The sequence below is a fragment of the Agromyces albus genome (genome assembly GCF_030815405.1).
GTDB classification, from domain to species: Bacteria; Actinomycetota; Actinomycetes; order Actinomycetales; family Microbacteriaceae; genus Agromyces; species Agromyces albus_A.
In genome coordinates this window covers 2807125-2825038 of the sequence record NZ_JAUSWX010000001.1, presented here as the reverse complement: position 1 = coordinate 2825038, position 17914 = coordinate 2807125, and the positions used below count along the sequence as shown (strand labels likewise).

Sequence of the window (17914 nt, the reverse complement as noted above, 5' to 3'; positions counted from 1 at the left end):
GAAGCGTTTCTACGACGCGAGCGGCGCGGTCATCGCGCTCGCCATCACCCACTGTAGCGCACGTCCCCTGCGTGCACCCTGTGCACCCATAGAGCCGCCACAATTCAGGAACGGGCTCGGCGTGTCGGCGCGACACGCCGAGCGGACCGGCGCGACACGCCGATCGGCTCCTGAATTCTGAAACGTGGTCGAGCGAGCAAGCTCACCGCGGCATCCGCTCGCCCACCGGGATCTCCTCGCGCACCGTGTTGCCCGCTTGCGCGAGCGGGCACGACCAAGATGGGTCGTACGCGCACGATGGGTTGTAGGCGAAGTTGAAGTCGATGACGAGCGTGTCGTCGTCGGCGCCCGTGCCGAGGTCGGCGCCCTTCACCGTGTCGAGGAGGTATCGCCCGCCGCCGTAGGTGCCGCCGGGCTTACCGGCGAGCGCGTCCTTCACGGGCAGGAACAGGCCGCCGCCGTAGCCCGTGAGCCGCCACACGTCGAGCGTGCCGACGTAGGGGAGCCGCACGACGCCGACGAGCGAGAAGGGGATCGGCCCGTCGGTCGCGCTGTCGACCGTGATGCGCAGCGGCTCGTCGGCGCGGCGCACCTCGACCTCGAACCGCCAGTCGGGGTCGTAGCGCGTGACCCTGAGGCCGGTGAAGTCGGCCCGGTCGTCGGGCAGCAGCGGGGATTGCGGATGCCCCGCGAAGAGCTCGTCACGTGCCGAGGTCCAGAGCTCGTGGCCGGCCGCCGGGTCGTGCACGCTGAGCTGTCGCACTCCCGCGTACAGGCCGAACACCCGGCGGCGCCAGTCGGCGAGCTGGAGCGCTCCGATCGAACTGCTCATGCGGGCGCCTCGCCGTCTCGCGTGACTGCTCCGGCGACCGGCGAGGAGTGCTCGGCTGCCGCGGCATCCGCTGTTCCCGGCGGGTCGTAGGCCCAGCCCGGCGCGAGCTGGCGGAGCCGCATCCCGCGCCACTGCCAGAACGCCCACGTGGGATACCACGCGAGCACGTCGAGGGCGCCGGCGCTCGCGAGCAGGCGGTCGCGGTAGAGGGTGCGCCCGTCGGGGAGGGCCGAGACGGCCATGCGGTGATCCCAGCGGTCGAAGGCGGCGAACGGCCCCGTGATGGCGCCGCCGGCGTCGCGGAGCATCCGGACCCCGGCGGGCAGCCCGCCCGGGTAGCTCACGTCGACGAGTTCCTCGCCTGCGGGCCAGCGGCGGAAGGCGAGCGTGCGCACCCGATGCTCGCCCTCGGGCCACTCGGTGGGCAGTCCGCCGGTTTCGAGTGAAGTGAAGTCGAGCCACGGCGCCACGACCTCGCGCAGCACGGCAGGGCTCTTGAGGGCCCGCCACGCCGCGTCGGGCGTGCAGTCGAGCGTGAGTTTCAGAAGCACCCTCATGAGCCGAGAGTAAGGCGGTCGGATGCCGCTGCCAAGCTCCGCTGCGATTCCCAGCGCTGCACGGGCGTACCGTAGGCCTCGTGGAGATGCGCGACGGCGACTGGGCGGCGATCGTGCTCGCCGGCGGACGAGGCAGCCGGCTCGGCGGCCGGAGCAAGGCCGAGCTGGAGTTCGAGGGTCGCCGGCTGCTCGATCGGGCGCTCGATGCCATGGCCGGGGCATCCGCCATCGTCGTCGTCGGTGCCGCGGGTCTCGACGACGACCGCTTCCAGGCCGGGGTCCGCGCCGTGAGCGAGTTGCCGCGGTGGGGCGGACCGGCCGCCGCGCTCGCAGCGGGTCTCGCGGCGCTGCCCGAGACGCCTGAGCGCGTGGTGGTGCTCGCCGTCGACCTCCCGCGCGCCGATGAAGCGATCGGCCCTCTGCTCGCTGCGGCGACCGGGCCCGACGGATGCGTCGCGGTCGACGCCGACGGAGTGCGCCAGCCGCTCCTCGCGGTCTACCGCGCCGCGGCCCTCCGTGCTGCCGTCGACGCGGCGTACGCCCGCGGCGGCCTCGAGAACCTCTCACTCCGTCGGGTGCTCGCCGGGCTCGACCTCGCCGACGTGGCGCTGCAGCCCGGTCTCACCGACGACGTCGACACTCCCGACGACGCGGCGCGCGCCGGCATCCGACTCCGAACGTCACCCGGGAACGGCACGCCATAGGCTGATTGCGTGCCCTCGGCACGTCGACGGGAGGAACGGTCATGACCGACGACAGCATGACGCTCGAGCAATGGGCGCGGCGCGTCGCCGAGGCGCTCGACCTCGGCGCCGACTATCCGGTCGACATCGAGCTCGCGCTCGACGTCGCCCGCGACGCAGCCCACGCCGTGATGCGCCCCGCGGCACCGCTCACCACCCTGCTCGTCGGCATCGCCGCCGGGCGGGCCGGCGGAGACGCGGAGGCCGTTCGGCGCGCGTCGGCCGCCGTCACCGCCCTGATCGCCGAGACGAGCCAGGCCGGGTGAACCTGCGGCACGTGGCCTGGGATGCCGCGCGGGCGGCCGCCCATCGAGTGGGATCAGCCCTGCTGACGCCCGCCGAGCACGTCGAGCTCGCTCCCGGCGCGCTCGGACGCACCCTCGCTCTCGACGTGCAGGCGCACGCGGCGATCCCGGCGCACGACACCTCGGCCATGGACGGCTGGGTCGTCGCGGGCGACCCGCCGTGGCGTCTCGCCGAGCCGCTCCGCGCGGGCGATCCGCCGCCACGGCCGCTCACGGCGGGACTTGCCCGTCCGGTCGCCTCGGGGGCGCCCACGCCGTCTGGTGAAGTGGGGGTGCTCCGCTCCGAGCACGGCGCGGTCGCCGACGGCGTGCTGTATCGCGGCCCCGACGCGCGGGCCGACGAGCCTCGCGTGCGCGAGCACATCCGCCCCGCGGGCGAGGAGAGCGCCTCGGGCGAGATCCTCATCGCGGCCGGTGCCGTGCTCACCCCGCCGCGCCTCGCGCTCGCCGCCGTCGCCGGGCACGACCTCCTGCCCGTGCGCGAGCGGCCCGTGGTCGACCTCGCGTTCCTCGGCGACGAGGTCGTCACCCGCGGCATCCCCGAGCCGGGCTCGGTGCGCGACGCCTACGGCGTCCAGCTCCCGGGCCTGCTCGCCTCGCTCGGCGCCGACGTCGGCTCGGTCGAGCGCGTGCCCGACCTCCTCGATCGCACCGTCGATGCGTTGCGAGCGGGCGACGGGCGGCTGCTCATCTGCACGGGCGGCACTGCGCGCGGCGCCTCCGACCACCTGCGCGCTGCGCTCGAGGCCGCGCGGGCCGAGCTCGAGGTCGACGGCATCGCCATGCGGCCGGGGCATCCGACCATGCTCGCCCGGCTCGGCCCCGAGCGCGCCGTGCTCTGCCTGCCCGGCAACCCGATGGCGGCGATGGTGGCCTTCATCGTGCTCGGCGTGCCGCTCCTCGACGGCATGCTCGGGCGGCCCGCCGCGCCTCCGCACGAGATCGAGCTCGGGGCCGACCTCGCGGGTGCGCGCGTGACGCGCTTCGTCGCCTACCGCCGCGAGCCGGGCGGGGCGGTGCCGACGCAGCGGCAGGGATCGGGCATGCTGCGCGGCCTGGCCGAGGCGGAGGGTCTGCTCATCGTGCCAACCGGTGGCGCGCGTCGGGGCGAGCGCGTCGCGGCGCTGCCGCTGCCGTGGTGACGCCGCGGCGGTGAGCCTGCGGGCTCGCCTCAGAGCCCCTCAGCGCCTGCCTCAGAGCCCGCCGAGCCTCAGACCGCGACCTCTTCCGCGCCCGCCGCTGCGCTCGACTCGAGGTACGCCTCGAGCAGCTCCCCGATGCGCGACTTGCAGCCGCCGCAACCGGTGCCCGCCCGCGTGCACGCGCCGACGCTCTCGACGGTCGTGTGGCCCTCTGCGGCGACCTCGGTGATGCGCCCGGCGCTGACGCCGTTGCACCAGCAGACCGTTGCGGCCGGGTCGTCGGATGCCGCCGCGGCGACATGGTCGGGACCGTCGTGCCGCAACAGCACCGAGCGGTCGGCCGGCAACTCGCCGCGTCGCTGGTAGAGCAGGGTGAGCTCGGCCGCGGTGCGCGGCATCCCGACGCACGCCATCGCCTCGAGCACGCCGTCGCGAGTCACGAGCTTCACGTAACGGCCGTGCTCGGGATCCGCCCACTGGGCGACTCGTCGCGGCGCGCCGGTCGTGACCGGGTCGTCGTCCCACGGCTCGGCAGACACGTCGCCCGCGGCGACGACATCGACGCCCTCGGCCTTCAGCGTCACGACCGACGGCGACTCGATCGGCAGCAGCTCGGGTGCGGGGAGTCCGGCGACCTCGGCGCGAAGGCGCGCAGCGAGCCACTCGGCCTGGCGCCAGCCCGGCCCGATGAGTCCCGACGGCGCACCCGGCGCGTTCTCGAGGTCGATGAGCTCGTCGGGCTTCGCGAGCACCTGGGCGCAATCGCCGATCGCGAACACGTCGGCGTCGCCCCAGCTCGAGAGGTCGCGGTCGACGAGGATGCCGGATGCCACGGGCAGGCGTGCGCTGCGGGCGAGCTCGGTGCGCGCCCGCACGCCGCACGAGAGGATGAGCAGGTCGCCGTGGATCATCTTGCCGTCGGAGGAGAGCAGCGCGTCGAAGTGGGCCCTGCCCTGTTCGTCGTGGGTGTAGACCACGTCTTCGATGCGGCTGTGCGCGATGAGGCTGACGCCCGCTGCGCGAGCCGCGGCGGTGAGCACGTGCCCTGCGCCCCGGTCGAGGTTGCGGCCCATCGGGAACCCGCCGGTGTGCACGACGCAGACGTCGGCCCCCTCGCGAGCGGCGGCGAGCGCGATCTCGAGGCCGAGCACGCCGGCGCCGAGCACGATGACGCGGCGCCGGTCACGCACCGCGAGACGCACCGCGTCGGCGTCGGCGAGGTCGCGTAACGCGGTCACGCCGTCGGCGAGCTCCTGGTCGTTGGATCGGAGCAGCAGCTCCTCGCGCTCGCGGTCGTTCATGAGGCGAGACTGCTCGAGGCCGCCGAGCGGTGGGATGAGGGCACGGGCGCCGGTCGCGAAGACGAGGCGGTCCCACGGCTCGACGGAGTCGTCGCTCAGCGTCGCGGTGCGGGCGCGGCGATCGATGGATCGCACGGCGACGCCGGTGCGCACGCTCGCACCGGCCCCGCGCAACGCGACGGTGTCGGCGATCTCCATTCCGGCGAGCGTGGCATGACCGACGGCGTACTCGGCGACGAGCACGCGGTTGTAGGCATCGGATGCCTCGGCGCCCACGATCGTGAGCTCGATCGCCCCCGACTCGAGCGCAGGCAGTAGGTCTTCGGCGAATCGTGCCGCGACGGGGCCGAAGCCCACGACGAGCACGCGAAGGGGGGTGGTCATGAGATCGCCTCCGGGATCGGGCGCACGTGCACCGCGGCGGTCTTGAACTCGGGCATTCCCGAGATCGGGTCGGTGGCCGAGAGCGTGAGCAGGTTCGCGGTCTGGTCGCCGGGGAAGTGGAACGGCATGAAGACGGTGTCCTGACGGATGTCACCCGTGATCGCGGCGCGACCGCGGGCGGTGCCGCGCGCCGTCTCGAGCTCGATCCAGCCGCCGTCCTCGATGCCCAGTCGGGAGGCGGTCGCCGGATGCAACTGCACTCGCGCTTCGGGCTGGGCGGACTGGAGCTCGTCGACGCGCCGGGTCTGCGCGCCCGACTGGTAGTGCTCGAGCACGCGGCCGGTGATGAGCGTGAGCGCACCGCCCTGGTGCAGCGGCTCGGCCTTGGCCGACGGGCGCACGGGCACGATGCGCGCGAGTCCGTCGGGGTGGGCGAACCGGTCGAGGAAGAGTCGAGGCGTGCCCGCCGAGCCGCGCGGATACGGCCAGTAGGCCTCCTCACCCCGGTCGAGCGCCTCGTAGCTGATGCCGGAGTAGTCGGCGAGGCCGCCCTCGGAGGCGAGCCGCAGCTCCTCGAAGACCTCCTCGGGCCGGTCGCTGAACGTCGAGGGTGCGTCGAGTCGCCGCGCGAGCTCGCTGAGGATCCAGAGCTCGTCGCGCACCCCGGCGGGCGGCGCGAGGGCGGCCCGGCGGCGGAGGACGCGGCCCTCGAGGGAGGTCATCGTGCCCTCCTCCTCGGCCCATTGCGTGACGGGCAGCACGAGATCGGCGAGCGAGGCCGTCTCGGTGAAGAAGAAGTCGCAGACGACGAGCAGGTCGAGCCGTTCGATGCCCGCACGCACCGCGGTGACGTCGGGCGAGGAGATCACGAGATTCGAGCCGTGCACGAGCAGGCAGCGCACGCCGTCGGGCTGTCCGAGGGACGCGAGGAGTTGCACGGCGGGAAGGCCGGCGCCGGGAAGCGAGTCGGGGTCGATGCCCCACACTCGGGCGACGTGGGCGCGGGCGTCGGGGTCGGTGATCTTCCGGTAGCCCGGGAGCTGGTCGGCCTTCTGGCCGTGCTCGCGACCGCCTTGGCCGTTGCCCTGGCCGGTGAGGGTGCCGTAGCCCGATCGGCCGGTGCCGGGAAGGCCGAGGAGGAGCGCGAGGTTGATCGCCGCGGTTGCGGTGTCGGTGCCGTCGACGTGCTGCTCGACGCCGCGGCCGGTGAGGATGTAGCTGCCGTTACTCGCGGCAAGGCGGCGCGCGACCGAGCGAAGCTCCCATGCGGGCACGCCCGTGTGCTCCTGTACGCGCTCGGGCCACCACTGGCTGACGCTCCGGGCGAGGCTCGCGGCACCCACGGTGCGCCGGGCCACGTACTCCTCGTCGACGAGGCCCTCGGCGATGACGATGTGGATGAGCCCGAGCAGGAGCACGAGGTCGCTGCCGGGCGTGGGCTGCAGGTGCATCCCGCCGCCGTCGTGGGTGAGACGCGCGGTGGCGCTTACTCGAGGGTCGACGACGATGAGCCCGCCCGCGGCTCGGGCGCCCTCGAGGTGGCCGATGAACGGCGGCATCGTCTCGGCGACGTTCGAGCCGAGGATCAGGATCGTGTCGGCGTCGTCGAGGTCGGTCACCGGGAACGGCAGGCCGCGATCGACGCCGAAGGCGCGGTTGCCGGCTGCCGCCGCCGACGACATGCAGTAGCGGCCGTTGTAGTCGATGCGCGAGGTGCCGAGCGCGACGCGGGCGAACTTGCCGAGCAGGTAGGACTTCTCGTTCGTGAGTCCGCCGCCCCCGAACACGCCGACGGAGTCGGCGCCGTGCTCGGCGCGGCTGCGGCGGAGGGTCTCGGCGATCTCATCGAGCGCTTCGTGCCAGCTGATCTCGTCGAAGCCGCCGTCGGCGCGGCGGCGGAGCGGGCTCGTGAGCCGTTCGGTCGAGCCGAGCAACTCGGCCGAGGTCCAGCCCTTCTTGCAGAGGCCGCCGCGATTCGTCGGGAAGAAGCGCCCGGCGATCGTGGCGGCTGGCCCGGGAACGGCCGCATCCGGCGCCGCCGTCACCGTCATGGCGCACTGCAGGGCGCAGTACGGGCAATGGGTGTCGGCGACGCCGGAGGCGATGGTCACGAGTGGTACTCCAGGTGGATCGGGTGCATGGTGCTGGTGGTGCTAGATGCGCTGCCCCGCCACCGAGGAGCCGCGGCGGAGGTAGAAGAAGGCCGTGACGGCAGAGAACACCACATAGGCGACGATGAAGCCGATGAAGGCCGCGTCGTAGCTGCCGGTGCCGGTCTTGGCGGCGCCGAGCACCTGCGGGATCGCGAAGCCGCCGTAGGCGCCGACGGCCGAGATGATGCCGAGTGCTGCGGCCGCCTTGCGTTGCGTGCCGACGTCTGCCGCGTTCTCGTGGGCGTTCGCCGTGCCGGCCCGGGCCGCGAAGACCGTGGGGATCATCCGGTAGGTCGAGCCGTTGCCGACGCCGCTCGCGACGAAGAGCAGCAGGAAGCAGCCGAGGAAGAGCCAGAAGTTCCCGGCCGGCAGGGTCAGCAGCACGAGCGTCGCGCCGAGCGCCATGACCCCGAACGTGACCACCGTGATGAGGGCGCCGCCGAAGCGATCGGCGAGCTTGCCGCCGTAGGGACGGGCGAGCGAGCCGACGAGCGCACCGAGGAAGGCGAGCCCGACCGAGGCCGAGCCGACCTGGATGGTTGAGAAGTCGGGGAACTGATCGGCGATGAGCTTCGGGAACACGCTCGCGAAGCCGATGAAGGAGCCGAAGGTGCCGATGTAGAGGAACGCGAGGATCCACATGTGCGGTTCGCGCACCGCGGCGAGCGAGCCGGCGATGTCGGCCTTCGCGCTCGAGAGGTTGTCCATGAAGAAGTAGGCGCCGATCATCGCCGCGATGATCAGCGGGATCCAGACCCAGCCCGCGAGCGGGAGGTTGAGCGTGGCCGCTGCACCGATCGTGATCGCGATCGGCACGACGAACTGGGCCACGGATGCGCCGAGGTTGCCGCCGGCCGCGTTGAGCCCGAGCGCCCAGCCCTTCTCCCGCTGCGGGAAGAAGAACGTGATGTTCGCCATCGAGCTCGCGAAGTTGCCGCCGCCGAAGCCGGCGAACGCCGCCATGAGGAGCATGACGCCGAAGGGCGTCTCGGGGTTGGACACCGCGATGCCGAGCCCGATCGCGGGGATCAGCAGGAGCCCTGCCGAGACGATCGTCCAGTTGCGGCCGCCGAAGCGAGGCACCATGAAGGTGTAGGGGAGTCGCAGGGTCGCGCCGACGAGGGCGGGCATCGAGATGAGCCAGAACGTCTGCCCCGTGTCGAAGTTGAAGCCGACGGCCGGGAGCGAGACGACGACGATGCTCCAGAGCTGCCAGACGACGAAGCCGAGGAACTCGGCGAAGATCGACCAGCCGAGGTTGCGCTTGGCGATCGCACGCCCCACGAGGTTCCACTGCGAGGTGTCCTCGGGGTTCCAGTTGTCGATCCAGCGACCTGGCCGGTGGACGAGTTCGCTGGTCGCGGTGTCGGTCGAAGCCGGGACGCCGGGGGGCGTGGTCTGGGGTTCGGTGGTGAGTGCCATTTGGAGCCTCCGGGGGAGCAGTGTGGGAACTCGGATGTCAGGGACGCTATTCGCGCCGTGTTTCCGCGCTCGCCATGCGAGGTAAAGGTTCGGTCACTGAGTCGTCACTTCTCACAGTGCCGGGTTGTTAGTCCGTGTTCACATGCCTGTTACATTCGCTCTGGCAAGTGTGCGTTCACGAGATTTCGCGGACGTATCGTGCGCGTGACGCTGGTGTACCGTTTCGAGCTTTCCTCGAACACGTCGGCGGCCAAGACGCGGTCGCCGCGGGGCCAGTGCATGCCGCCCAGCCGTGTGCGATCTCGACGGCCTAGACTCCCGCACATGGCCGACGCACTCTGGTGGTTGCCCTCCGTGGTCGTGTTCGGGCTGGCAGGCCTGCTGCTCGCTGGGTCGGTCGTGGGGTTCCGAAGGCTCGCCGTGCGTCGCGAGCGTCGGGCGCTCACGGGCACGCGAGAGCTCGAGGTGCGCGCGAAGGGACTCATCGTGCAGGCCGACAACGCGACGCGAGAGGCCGAGCGCGAGGTGGCGTTCGCCGAGGCGCAGTTCGGCGAGGCCGCGGCTCGCGAGGTGCGCACTGCCGTCACGCGGGCTCGGGGCTGGCTCCGAGAGGCGTTCCTGCTGCAGCAACAACTCGACGACGCCGAACCCGACTCCGCCGCCGAGCGCCACACCTGGAGCGCGAGGATCGAGGGCCTCTGCCGATCGGCGCTCGGGGCGATCGACGAAGCGGATGCCGCGCTCGCAGCCAGGCGCCGGGCCGAGCGCGGCGCGAGCGACGACGCACCTGCACTCCGCGAGGACGCCGAGCGGCTCGGCCGCCGACGCGATGAGGCGCGGGCGGCACTCGACCGGCTCGCCACGCGATTCGCGTCGTCGGCCCTCGCCGGGGTGCACGCGTCATCCGTTCGCATCGACGCCGGGCTCGCCGATGCCGATGCAGCGCTCGCCGAGGCGCAGCGTGGCATCGCGGCCTCGCAGCCCGCGGCCGAGCGGCTCGCCTTCGCGAGCGACCGCCTCGAGCGGGCGGCCCGCGACCTCGCCGCGATCGAGGGGATCGAGCTCGAGCTCGCGTCGGCGCAGGCCGAGGCGGCGGAGGCTGCGGCGCTGCTGGACGCAGAGCTCGTCGAGGGGCGCCGCGAGCGCGATCGGCAGGAGGACGCGGATGCCGCAGCCGCCCTCGGCGCGGCGGTCGGCGACGCCTCCGCGGTGATGGCGGGGCGGGCCGACCTCGCGGGCGACCCGTTCGCCGATCGTGATCGCCTCCGCGCCGCGCGCGACCGGCTCGAGGTGGCTCGCGCTGCGGCACGCAACGCGCAGGGCCGGCTCGACGGCGCCCGTGGCGCCCTCGGCGGCGCCGTGGCGATCGCCGAGAGCCAGTTGCGCGTCGCTCGTGAGGCGGTCGAGCGCGGCAGGGGCGTCGTCGGCGCAGATGCCCGCACCCGGCTCGCCGAGGCTGAGCGCCAGCTCATCATCGCGCGCCAGGAGCCCGACCCCGTGGCGGCCCTCGATGCCGCCCGCAGGGCGTCGGCCCGGGCGAGCGACGCCGAGGCCCTCGCGATGTGGGACTCGGGCCACGGTGCGCGTTAGCCTGTCGCGGTGAGCGATTCCGCGGCTGCCTTCGGCCAGGCGAAGTACCAGGTCCGGTTCGACTGGGGTGCCGCCGGCAGCCGCCGCATCCTGCCCGGTGCTCACGTCGTCGTGCTCGTCGATGCCCTGTCGTTCACCACCTCGGTCGTCGTGGCGGCCGAGCACGGCACCGCCACCGACGTGTCGGATGCCGCCTCCTCCGGTGGAACGGGCGCGCTCGCGCTCGAACTCGGCGCCGACGGCGCGATCGTGCTCGCGGCCGCGATGCGCAACCGCACCGCCGTCGCCGAGCGGATCCTCGCGATGCAGGAGCACCGGGGTGAGCGCGTCATCGTCGCCGTCGTCGCGGCGGGCGAGCTGACGAGCGAGCCGCCCGACGCGCTCACCGGAACCGACGGCGGCGGCATCCGCTTCGCGATCGAGGACCAGCTCGTCGCGGGCGCCGTCATCGACGCGCTCGTCGGCATCGGCATCGACCACACCTCACCTGAGGCCGCCGTCGCGTGCGCGGCGTTCGAAGGGCTGCAGCACGCGGCATCCCACCTCATGAGCGCGTCGGGCAGCGCTGTCGTGCTCGCCGCCGCAGGACGCCGCGACGAGGTGCGGCCCGCGACCGAGCGCGATGTCACGCGAGTCGTGCCCGAGCTGGGCGACGGGGCGTTCCGCGCCTGATGGTGCTGCAGGGTCGCCACGGAGGGGTGCGCGCCGGGTCGACGACTCGTCGCCTGTCGGGTTCGCCGCCGCGCGCGTGCCGCTCGCGGCATCCGCTTCAGGCGGCCGGCTGTACCGCCTTGCGCGCGCGGTGCGCCCGCACCTTCGCCCGGTTGCCGCAGCGCTGCATCGAGCACCAGCGCCGGCTCGCGGCGCGCGAGGTGTCGAGGTAGACGAACGCGCAGTCGCTGCCGCTGCACTCCCTGATGCGGTCGGCGTTCGAGGCGTCGAAGAGGTCGACGGCGTCGCGCGCGATCGTGGAGAGCGCCTGGCCGACGGCGTGCACGGAACGGCCGGCCTGGCGCGACCCGCCCGCAAGGGCGGGCGGGATGTCGGGGGTGGCGGCGTAGAGGTTCACGAGGTCGAGGTCGACGGCTCTCGGCTCGGCGCCGCGGCTTGCGGCGACGGCCATGCGGCCGATCGCGTCGCGCAGCGAGATCGCGTCGAACAGGTCGCGGGATCGCGCGGGGCTCACCGCGACCGGGAAGCGTTCACCGAGCCACGCGGTGAGGTCGTCGGGCGCGTGCAGCTGCTCGAGCGCGGGTTCGTCGCCGACGCGGCCGGTGTAGGCGAAGTCGAGGGCGAAGGAGCCCGAGTCGAACCACCAGCGGGTGCCTTCGGGTGAGACGAACCATTGCCCGACGGGAATGGAGACGGTGGAGACGGGCATGCAACCATCCTATGGGGTTACGGATGCCGCATCCGCGCGCCGGCGACCGTGACATGTCCACCGGGGGCATGCCGTCAGCAGGCACGTCATCCCGCGGCGGCGCTCGCAGCCTTGCGCCGCACCGACGCCGAGATCTCGCGCCGGCGCCACACGATGAGGTTCGCCTGGTCGAATCGGCGCTGGCAGAGACCGCAGCTAAGCGGTCGCTGCGGTTCACGGTATCGGAAATGCTCGTGGCCCGATGGACAGTGCCCGACCCACGGCGCGAGCTCGTCGGCGACCTCGCCGTCGTGGGTGCGCCGGCCGACGTAGCCGAGCTCGGCTGCGATCGTCGCCCATTTCGGTCCGTGCCCAGCGCGAGGGCCCGCCATCGCGTGCGCGACCTCGTGCAACAGGATCTGGTGGATCTCGTCGTCGTCGTAGCGGGCCGCGAGGTACCTCGAGACCGAGATGCGCTTGCCTGTGTAGTTGCAGAGGCCGGCGCGCTTCTTGGCGTTGTCGAAGCCGAAGCTCCAGACGGCGGGATCGAGGTGCAGCACGATGAGCGCCTCGGCCCACCGCCGAACCCGCTCGAGATCCGCCATGGGATGAGAATATCCCCGCGCACCGACGGTGTCGCGGATTTCAGCCGTCCGTCGGGACGAGCGGCACCCGGTACAGGCGATCGTCGCCCTCTCGCGGCGACCCGCGCCCGTCGGTGTTGTTGCTGATGAACCACAGGTCGCCATCGGGGCCGGCGGTCACGTCGCGGAGGCGACCCAGCTCGCCGACGAACCATGGCGCGGTCGCGAGCGGTGCGCCCGAGGTGGCCGGCGCGATCGTCCACAAGCGCTCCCCGCGGAGCGCGGCGAGGAAGAGCGTGTCGCCGACGATCGCAAGTCCGCTCGGGCTCGCCTCCTCCGTGCCCCACTGCGCGACGGGGTCGGTGAATCGGGCGTCGCCCGCCTGGCCCTCCACGACGGGCCAGCCGTAGTTGCCGCCCGGCGTGATGCGGTTGAGCTCGTCCCAGGCGTTCTGGCCGAACTCGGCCGCCCACAGCTGGCCGGCGGCATCCCAGGCGATGCCCTGCGGGTTGCGATGGCCGAACGACCAGGTGAGATTGCCGAACGGATTGCCGGGCGCTGCCTGGCCGTCGGGCGTCATCCGCAGGATCTTGCCGGCGAGGGCACCTGGGTCCTGTGCGGCGTCGCGATCGCCGGCGTCGCCGGCGGTGGCGTAGAGGAACCCGTCGGGCCCGAACGCGATGCGGCCGCCGTTGTGGTTCCCCGCCGCGGGGATGCCCGTGAGGATCGGCTCCGGGTCGCCGAGCGCGAGGGAGCCGACGGCGCCCGTGAGGGGCATCCGCACGATCCGGTTGTCGGATGCCGCGGTGTGATACGCGTAGACGAGGTCGGGCCGGTCGCCGTCGCCCGGCAGGAATGCGAGTCCGAGCAGCCCGCCCTCGCCGCCCGGAGCGACGCCGGGCACGGTGCCCGCGACCCGCACGGAGCCGTCGCCGAGCACCTCGACGATGTTCGCGGTGTCGCGCTCGCTCACGAGCACGCCGCCGCTCGGCAGCCGGAGGATCGACCACGGTGCGTCGAGTCCCTCTGCGATCACCTGTGGAGCGCCGCTCGGCTGCAGCACCGGCGGGGGAGTGCTGGGCGGCTCGGACGCAGGCGCGGGCGTCGACGACTCGGGCGAGGGCGAGGGGTTCGGTGCCGGTGGGCCCGTGCATGCGCCGACGGCGAGCAGGGTCGCGATGGCGATCGCAGCGGATGCCGCACGGCGAGAGCCCACGGTTCGTGCCCCGCCGCGCGCCCTGCCGAATCCCTGCATCCGAATCCTCCCGCGCCAAGTCTGCCCGCGTGCGCGGCAGAATGGGAGCATGCAGCCGACGATCGACCTGAACAGCGACCTCGGCGAATCGTTCGGCGCGTGGCGCATCGGCGACGACGAGGCCATGTTCGCCCTCGTCTCGAGCGCCAACGTCGCGTGCGGCTTCCACGCCGGAGACCCGGTGACGATGCTCTCGAGCGCCCGCCTCGCGGCCCGCCACGACGTCGCCCTCGGGGCGCACCCCGGCTACCGCGACCTCGCCGGGTTCGGCCGGCGCGCGCTCGACACGAGCCCGGCCGAGCTCGCGGCCGAGCTCCTCGCGCAGCTCGGCGCGCTCGATGGCGTCGCCCGGGCTGTCGGTGTGCAGGTGCGCTACGTGAAGGCGCACGGTGCGCTCTATCACCGTCTCGGCGCCGACGAACGGGCGGCACACGCGTTCGCCGAGGCGGTCGCCGCCTTCGAGCCGACCCTGCCCCTGCTCGGCTCGCCGTCGAGCGCACTCGAGCGGGCCGCGGATGCCGCGGGACTCCGGTTCGCCCGCGAGGCCTTCGCCGACCGCGGGTACGTGGCCGACGGCTCGCTCGTGCCGCGGGGCGAACCCGGCGCGATCGTCGACGACCCGGCCGCCGCCGCCGACCGCGCCCTCGAGCTCGCCGAGACGGGCGGCATCACGGCCGACGACGGCAGCCGTGTCGAACTCGCCCCCGACTCGCTGTGCCTGCACGGCGACACCCCCGGGGCGGTCGCGATCGCCCGCGCGGTGCGCGCCGCGCTCGAAGGCGCCGGCATCGCGATCGAGGCGTTCGCGTGAGCCGCCGGCTGCTGCCGAGCGGCGATTCCGCCCTCCTCGTCGAGTGCGACAGCCTCGACGAGGTGCTCGCACTGCACGACGCCCTCGCCGCGAGCGACCAGCCCGGCGTCGTCGAGCTCGTGCCGGCGGCGCGCACGATCCTCGTCGCCGTCGACCCCGCAACGCTGCCGCTCGAATCGGCTGCGACGTGGGTGCGCCGCATCCCGGCGGAGGCGGCCGCCCGTTCGGCCGGTCGGGCCGCCGACGGTGTCACGATCCGGGTGACCTACGACGGGCCCGACCTGCGCACGACCGCCTCGCTCCTCGGCGTCACGGCCGACGCCCTCGTCGAGCTCCACTCCTCGATCGAGTGGCGGGTCGCGTTCGGCGGATTCGCGCCCGGCTTCGGCTATCTCGTGAGCGACGACTGGCCCTTCGAGGTGCCCCGGCTCGACGCGCCGCGCACTCGCGTGCCGGCCGGTTCGGTCGCGCTCGCCGGATCGTTCGGCGGGGTCTATCCGAGGCAGAGTCCAGGCGGGTGGCGGCTCATCGGTCGCACCGGTGCCGAGCTCTGGAATCCCGAGGCGCAGCCCCCGGCGGTCCTCCTGCCCGGCCGGCGCGTGCGGTTCGAGGCGGTCGGCGCAGGATGACCCGGCTGCGCGTCGAGCAGCCCGGCCCGCTCGCCCTCGTCGAGGACGTCGGGCGACCCGGCCTCGCCCATCTCGGCGTCGCAGGTTCGGGAGCGCTCGACCGCGGCGCCCTGCGGCTCGCCAACCGGCTCGTCGGCAATCCCGACGGGCTCGCCGCACTCGAGCTCCTCGTCGGCGGCTTCCGGGCGCGCTTCGACGGCGAGGCGTGGTTCGCGGTGACGGGTGCGTGGGGTCCCGTGACGCTCGACGGCCGACCCGTCGCGCCCTACACGGCGGCGAGGGCGACCGACGGCTCGGTGCTCGAGGTGGGCATGGCCGAACGCGGCATCCGGTACGTGCTCGGCGTGCGCGGCGGCATCGAGGTTCCGCCGGTGCTCGGCTCGCGGTCGCGCGACACCCTCGCCGCGATCGGGCCCGACGCGGTCGAGGCGGGGCAGGTGCTCGCGATCGGGCCGGAGCCCGCGGCATCCGTGCCCCTGCTCGACCAGGAGGCGGCCTTCCCGCCGCCCGACGGCCAGGTGACGATCGCCCTACTGCCCGGACCCCGAGCCGAGTGGTTCACCGATTCCGCGCTCGCCGTGCTCTTCGACTCGCCGTGGCGGCTCTCCGAGCAGGCCGACCGCATCGGGGCGCGGCTCGTCGGCCCGCCGCTCGAGCGTCGCATCCAGGGCGAGCTCGCGAGCGAGGCGACGGTGCCGGGCTCGATTCAGGTGGCCGGCGGCGGTGCCCCCACGGTCCTGCTCGCCGACCGACCCGTGACGGGCGGCTACCCCGTCATCGCGATCGTCGCGCCGGGCTCGCTCGATGCGGTCGCGCAGCTCCGGCCCGGGCAGGAGCTGCGCTTCCGGCACGCGTGAGCGGCCGAGCGCGCAGCAACGCGGCACGCGAGTACGAGCGTGGCGACGAGCGGATGCCCCGTCAGCCGCGGGGCTTCGAGAGGAACACCGATCTCGCGGGCGGCGGTGAGGGCACCGCCGTGGCATCCGTCACCACCGGGGCGCCCGCGATGAAGCGGCGCAGTTCCTCGCCGTCGACGAGCTTCGCGGGGGCAGGATCGCTCGCGAGCCGCCGCGGCATCCCTGCGAACGGCAGCTCGTCGTGCGAGGCGTACATGACGACGTTGCCGAAGCGCCGGCCCTTCAGCATCGACGTGTCGGCCGCGATCGCCAGGTGCCCGAACACGTGCGCGAGCGTCGCTGCCTGCGAGCGCGCGAAACCCAGGCCGGCGCCATCGGCCACGTTCACGGCGAGGATGCCGCCGGGCGCGAGCCTGGGCGACACGAGGCCGTAGAACTCGGCGCTCGTCACGTGCGCGGGAGTGCGAGCGCCCGAGAAGATGTCGACGATCGCGATGTCGACGGCGCCGTCGAGACCGCCCGGCAGCTTCGCGAGCACCTCGCGGGCATCGCCGTGCCGCACCCGCACCTGCGCCCCGCGGGGGAGTGGCAGGTGCTCGCGCACGAACTCGACGAGGTCGCTCTCGAGCTCGACCACCTGCTGGCGCGAACCGGGCCGCGTCGCTGCGACGTAGCGCGGGAGCGTGAGCGCGCCGCCGCCGAGGTGCACCGCCGTGATCGGCTGCCCCTCTGGCCGCACGAGATCGACGGCGTGACCGATGCGCCGCACGTATTCGAAGCCGAGCCAGTCGGGCCGGTCGAGCTCGACGTGCGATTGCGGCGTGCCGTCGACGTAGAGCGTCCACGAGCCGGTCACCTGCCGGGACTCCTCGAGGCGCGCGAGATGCCCGCTCACGGCGAGGCGGCGTTCGAGATCTGGCACGGATGCCACGCTACCCGCCGCGCGAGCGGGCGCCGTCGCCCGCGCTCAGCACGCGCTCCACAGCACCGTGTCGAGGCGATGCCCTGCGAGGACGGCCGCGGGGAACGGTCCTGCCTCGAGCAGCCGCTCCTCGAGACCGGCGGGGAGGCCTCCGGGCGCGGCGATGAGGATCGCGTTGCCCTCCTCCGCGCCCGACAGCACCGCCGGGTCGCCGGCGATCAGGAGCACTGCCCTGGGGTCGGCGCGGGCGAGGGCGCGAGCCTGCGCCCGGAGCCGTGCGAGGCCGGGGGCGTCGGCGACGTTCACGACGACGAGCCCCGACGGCGCCAGGATGGCGAGGCATCCGGCCATGAACGACGGCTCGTCGACGAACGCGGGCGCCTCGAGCCGGGCGTAGAGATCGACCACGACGACATCAGCCGGTGGCCGCTCCGTGAGCGGAAGGAGCACCTCGCGCGCATCCGCGACGAGGATCTCGATGCCGGAGCCGACTGGGAGGGGGAGCCGACTCAGCACGATCGCCATGACCTCGGCGTCGTGGTCGACCACGAGCTGTGTGGAGCCCGGCCGGGTCGCGGCGACGTACCGAGGAAGCGTGAGCGCGCCGCCGCCGAGGTGCACCGCAGAGATCGGCTCCCGTGCCGGCCGCATGGCGTCGAGCACGTGTCCGATGCGCCGGACGTACTCGAAGAAGAGGCGCGTCGGATCAACGGGGTCGACGTGCGACTGCGCCGTGCCGTCGACGAGCAGCGTGAGGCCCGACGGCGTGAACACGTCGGCCTCGAACTCGATGCGCTCGGCCATGCATGCATCGTGGCACGACGTCCCCAGGTCGGCGGAAAACGCCCGAAGGAGCCCTCATTCGGGGGGCGAAGCTGGGTTATACCCGAGTTTTGCGAAGAGGTCAAGATTCGACTGGACACGGGGCCGCGATCGACATATAGTTAACCTTTGCGCTCCCAGACCCACCATGCCTTCATATTGCGGTCGGCTTTGCGTGCCGGGGTTATGAACCTCGAGCATTCGCATACGTCTGAGGGGTACCACTCTCCGCTACCGACAGTGAA

Annotated in this window: 18 protein-coding genes; 8 read left to right on the top strand and 10 right to left on the bottom strand. The window is 73.3% G+C overall.

Annotation, left to right across the window (positions count from 1 at the left end; genetic code table 11):
* Positions 1-202 precede the first annotated feature (202 nt).
* Both QFZ29_RS13280 and QFZ29_RS13275 read right to left on the bottom strand, forming a co-directional pair.
* Entirely contained in the window at positions 203-832 is a 630-nt protein-coding gene (locus QFZ29_RS13280; protein ID WP_306894527.1) for a DUF1684 domain-containing protein, read from the bottom strand.
* Positions 829-1389: a hypothetical protein gene (locus QFZ29_RS13275; RefSeq protein ID WP_306894526.1), complete on the bottom strand. Its 561-nt coding sequence runs from the start codon at positions 1387-1389 to the stop codon at positions 829-831. Before QFZ29_RS13275 ends, QFZ29_RS13280 begins: the two co-directional genes overlap by 4 nt.
* A gap of 86 nt (positions 1390-1475) precedes the next feature.
* Here QFZ29_RS13275 and QFZ29_RS13270 point away from each other — a divergent pair, with 86 nt between their 5' ends.
* From QFZ29_RS13270 to QFZ29_RS13260, 3 genes are read left to right on the top strand one after another with little or no spacing between them, the layout of a single operon-like run.
* Positions 1476-2093 (top strand): NTP transferase domain-containing protein, encoded by a 618-nt coding sequence (locus QFZ29_RS13270; protein WP_306896722.1) that lies wholly within the window; start codon positions 1476-1478, stop codon positions 2091-2093.
* A 41-nt stretch (positions 2094-2134) separates the two neighbouring features.
* The gene (locus QFZ29_RS13265; RefSeq protein ID WP_306894525.1) at positions 2135-2398 is read left to right on the top strand and encodes a DUF6457 domain-containing protein; all 264 of its coding nucleotides are present in this window, start codon (positions 2135-2137) and stop codon (positions 2396-2398) included.
* Complete coding sequence (locus QFZ29_RS13260) at positions 2395-3579, top strand: molybdopterin molybdotransferase MoeA (protein ID WP_306894524.1); 1185 nt, start codon at positions 2395-2397, stop codon at positions 3577-3579. The genes QFZ29_RS13265 and QFZ29_RS13260 overlap by 4 nt, the downstream gene beginning before the upstream one ends.
* Before the next feature lie 68 nt (positions 3580-3647).
* Here the strand turns inward: QFZ29_RS13260 and QFZ29_RS13255 are convergent, their stop codons facing one another.
* Genes QFZ29_RS13255 through QFZ29_RS13245 form a run of 3 tightly spaced genes read right to left on the bottom strand, consistent with a single transcriptional unit; the run spans position 3648 to position 8839 of the window.
* Positions 3648-5264: an FAD-dependent oxidoreductase gene (locus tag QFZ29_RS13255; protein WP_306894523.1), complete on the bottom strand. Its 1617-nt coding sequence runs from the start codon at positions 5262-5264 to the stop codon at positions 3648-3650.
* Positions 5261-7375: a molybdopterin oxidoreductase family protein gene (locus QFZ29_RS13250; protein WP_373426213.1), complete on the bottom strand. Its 2115-nt coding sequence runs from the start codon at positions 7373-7375 to the stop codon at positions 5261-5263. The genes QFZ29_RS13255 and QFZ29_RS13250 overlap by 4 nt, the downstream gene beginning before the upstream one ends.
* A gap of 42 nt (positions 7376-7417) precedes the next feature.
* A complete protein-coding gene (locus QFZ29_RS13245) occupies positions 7418-8839 on the bottom strand; it encodes an MFS transporter (protein ID WP_306894522.1) in 1422 nt (473 codons plus the stop codon).
* Positions 8840-9163: 324 nt separating this feature from the next.
* Here QFZ29_RS13245 and QFZ29_RS13240 point away from each other — a divergent pair, with 324 nt between their 5' ends.
* Both QFZ29_RS13240 and QFZ29_RS13235 read left to right on the top strand, forming a co-directional pair.
* Positions 9164-10429, top strand: a complete 1266-nt coding sequence (locus QFZ29_RS13240; protein ID WP_306894521.1) for a hypothetical protein — start codon at positions 9164-9166, stop codon at positions 10427-10429.
* A gap of 9 nt (positions 10430-10438) precedes the next feature.
* Positions 10439-11101, top strand: a complete 663-nt coding sequence (locus QFZ29_RS13235; RefSeq protein ID WP_306894520.1) for a 2-phosphosulfolactate phosphatase — start codon at positions 10439-10441, stop codon at positions 11099-11101.
* A gap of 97 nt (positions 11102-11198) precedes the next feature.
* Here the strand turns inward: QFZ29_RS13235 and QFZ29_RS13230 are convergent, their stop codons facing one another.
* The 3 genes from QFZ29_RS13230 to QFZ29_RS13220 form a co-directional block, all read right to left on the bottom strand.
* Positions 11199-11810: a CGNR zinc finger domain-containing protein gene (locus QFZ29_RS13230; protein ID WP_306894519.1), complete on the bottom strand. Its 612-nt coding sequence runs from the start codon at positions 11808-11810 to the stop codon at positions 11199-11201.
* A gap of 86 nt (positions 11811-11896) precedes the next feature.
* Entirely contained in the window at positions 11897-12394 is a 498-nt protein-coding gene (locus tag QFZ29_RS13225) for a SprT-like domain-containing protein (RefSeq protein ID WP_306894518.1), read from the bottom strand.
* A 40-nt stretch (positions 12395-12434) separates the two neighbouring features.
* Positions 12435-13628 carry a PQQ-dependent sugar dehydrogenase gene (locus QFZ29_RS13220; protein ID WP_306894517.1) on the bottom strand — a complete coding sequence of 398 codons (1194 nt, stop codon included), beginning with the start codon at positions 13626-13628 and terminating at the stop codon, positions 12435-12437.
* 49 nt (positions 13629-13677) lie between these two features.
* Between QFZ29_RS13220 and QFZ29_RS13215 the strand changes: the two genes are divergently transcribed.
* The 3 genes from QFZ29_RS13215 to QFZ29_RS13205 are packed head-to-tail and all read left to right on the top strand — an operon-like array spanning position 13678 to position 15925.
* On the top strand, positions 13678-14439 hold the full coding sequence (locus QFZ29_RS13215; RefSeq protein ID WP_306894516.1) for a LamB/YcsF family protein: 762 nt from the start codon (positions 13678-13680) through the stop codon (positions 14437-14439).
* On the top strand, positions 14436-15068 hold the full coding sequence (locus tag QFZ29_RS13210) for a 5-oxoprolinase subunit B family protein (RefSeq protein ID WP_306894515.1): 633 nt from the start codon (positions 14436-14438) through the stop codon (positions 15066-15068). The genes QFZ29_RS13215 and QFZ29_RS13210 overlap by 4 nt, the downstream gene beginning before the upstream one ends.
* Positions 15065-15925 (top strand): 5-oxoprolinase subunit C family protein, encoded by an 861-nt coding sequence (locus QFZ29_RS13205; protein ID WP_306894513.1) that lies wholly within the window; start codon positions 15065-15067, stop codon positions 15923-15925. Before QFZ29_RS13210 ends, QFZ29_RS13205 begins: the two co-directional genes overlap by 4 nt.
* A gap of 61 nt (positions 15926-15986) precedes the next feature.
* Here the strand turns inward: QFZ29_RS13205 and QFZ29_RS13200 are convergent, their stop codons facing one another.
* Entirely contained in the window at positions 15987-16847 is an 861-nt protein-coding gene (locus QFZ29_RS13200; RefSeq protein WP_306894512.1) for a spermidine synthase, read from the bottom strand.
* A gap of 45 nt (positions 16848-16892) precedes the next feature.
* Complete coding sequence (locus QFZ29_RS13195; RefSeq protein WP_306894511.1) at positions 16893-17651, bottom strand: spermidine synthase; 759 nt, start codon at positions 17649-17651, stop codon at positions 16893-16895.
* Between the last annotated feature and the right edge of the window lie 263 nt (positions 17652-17914).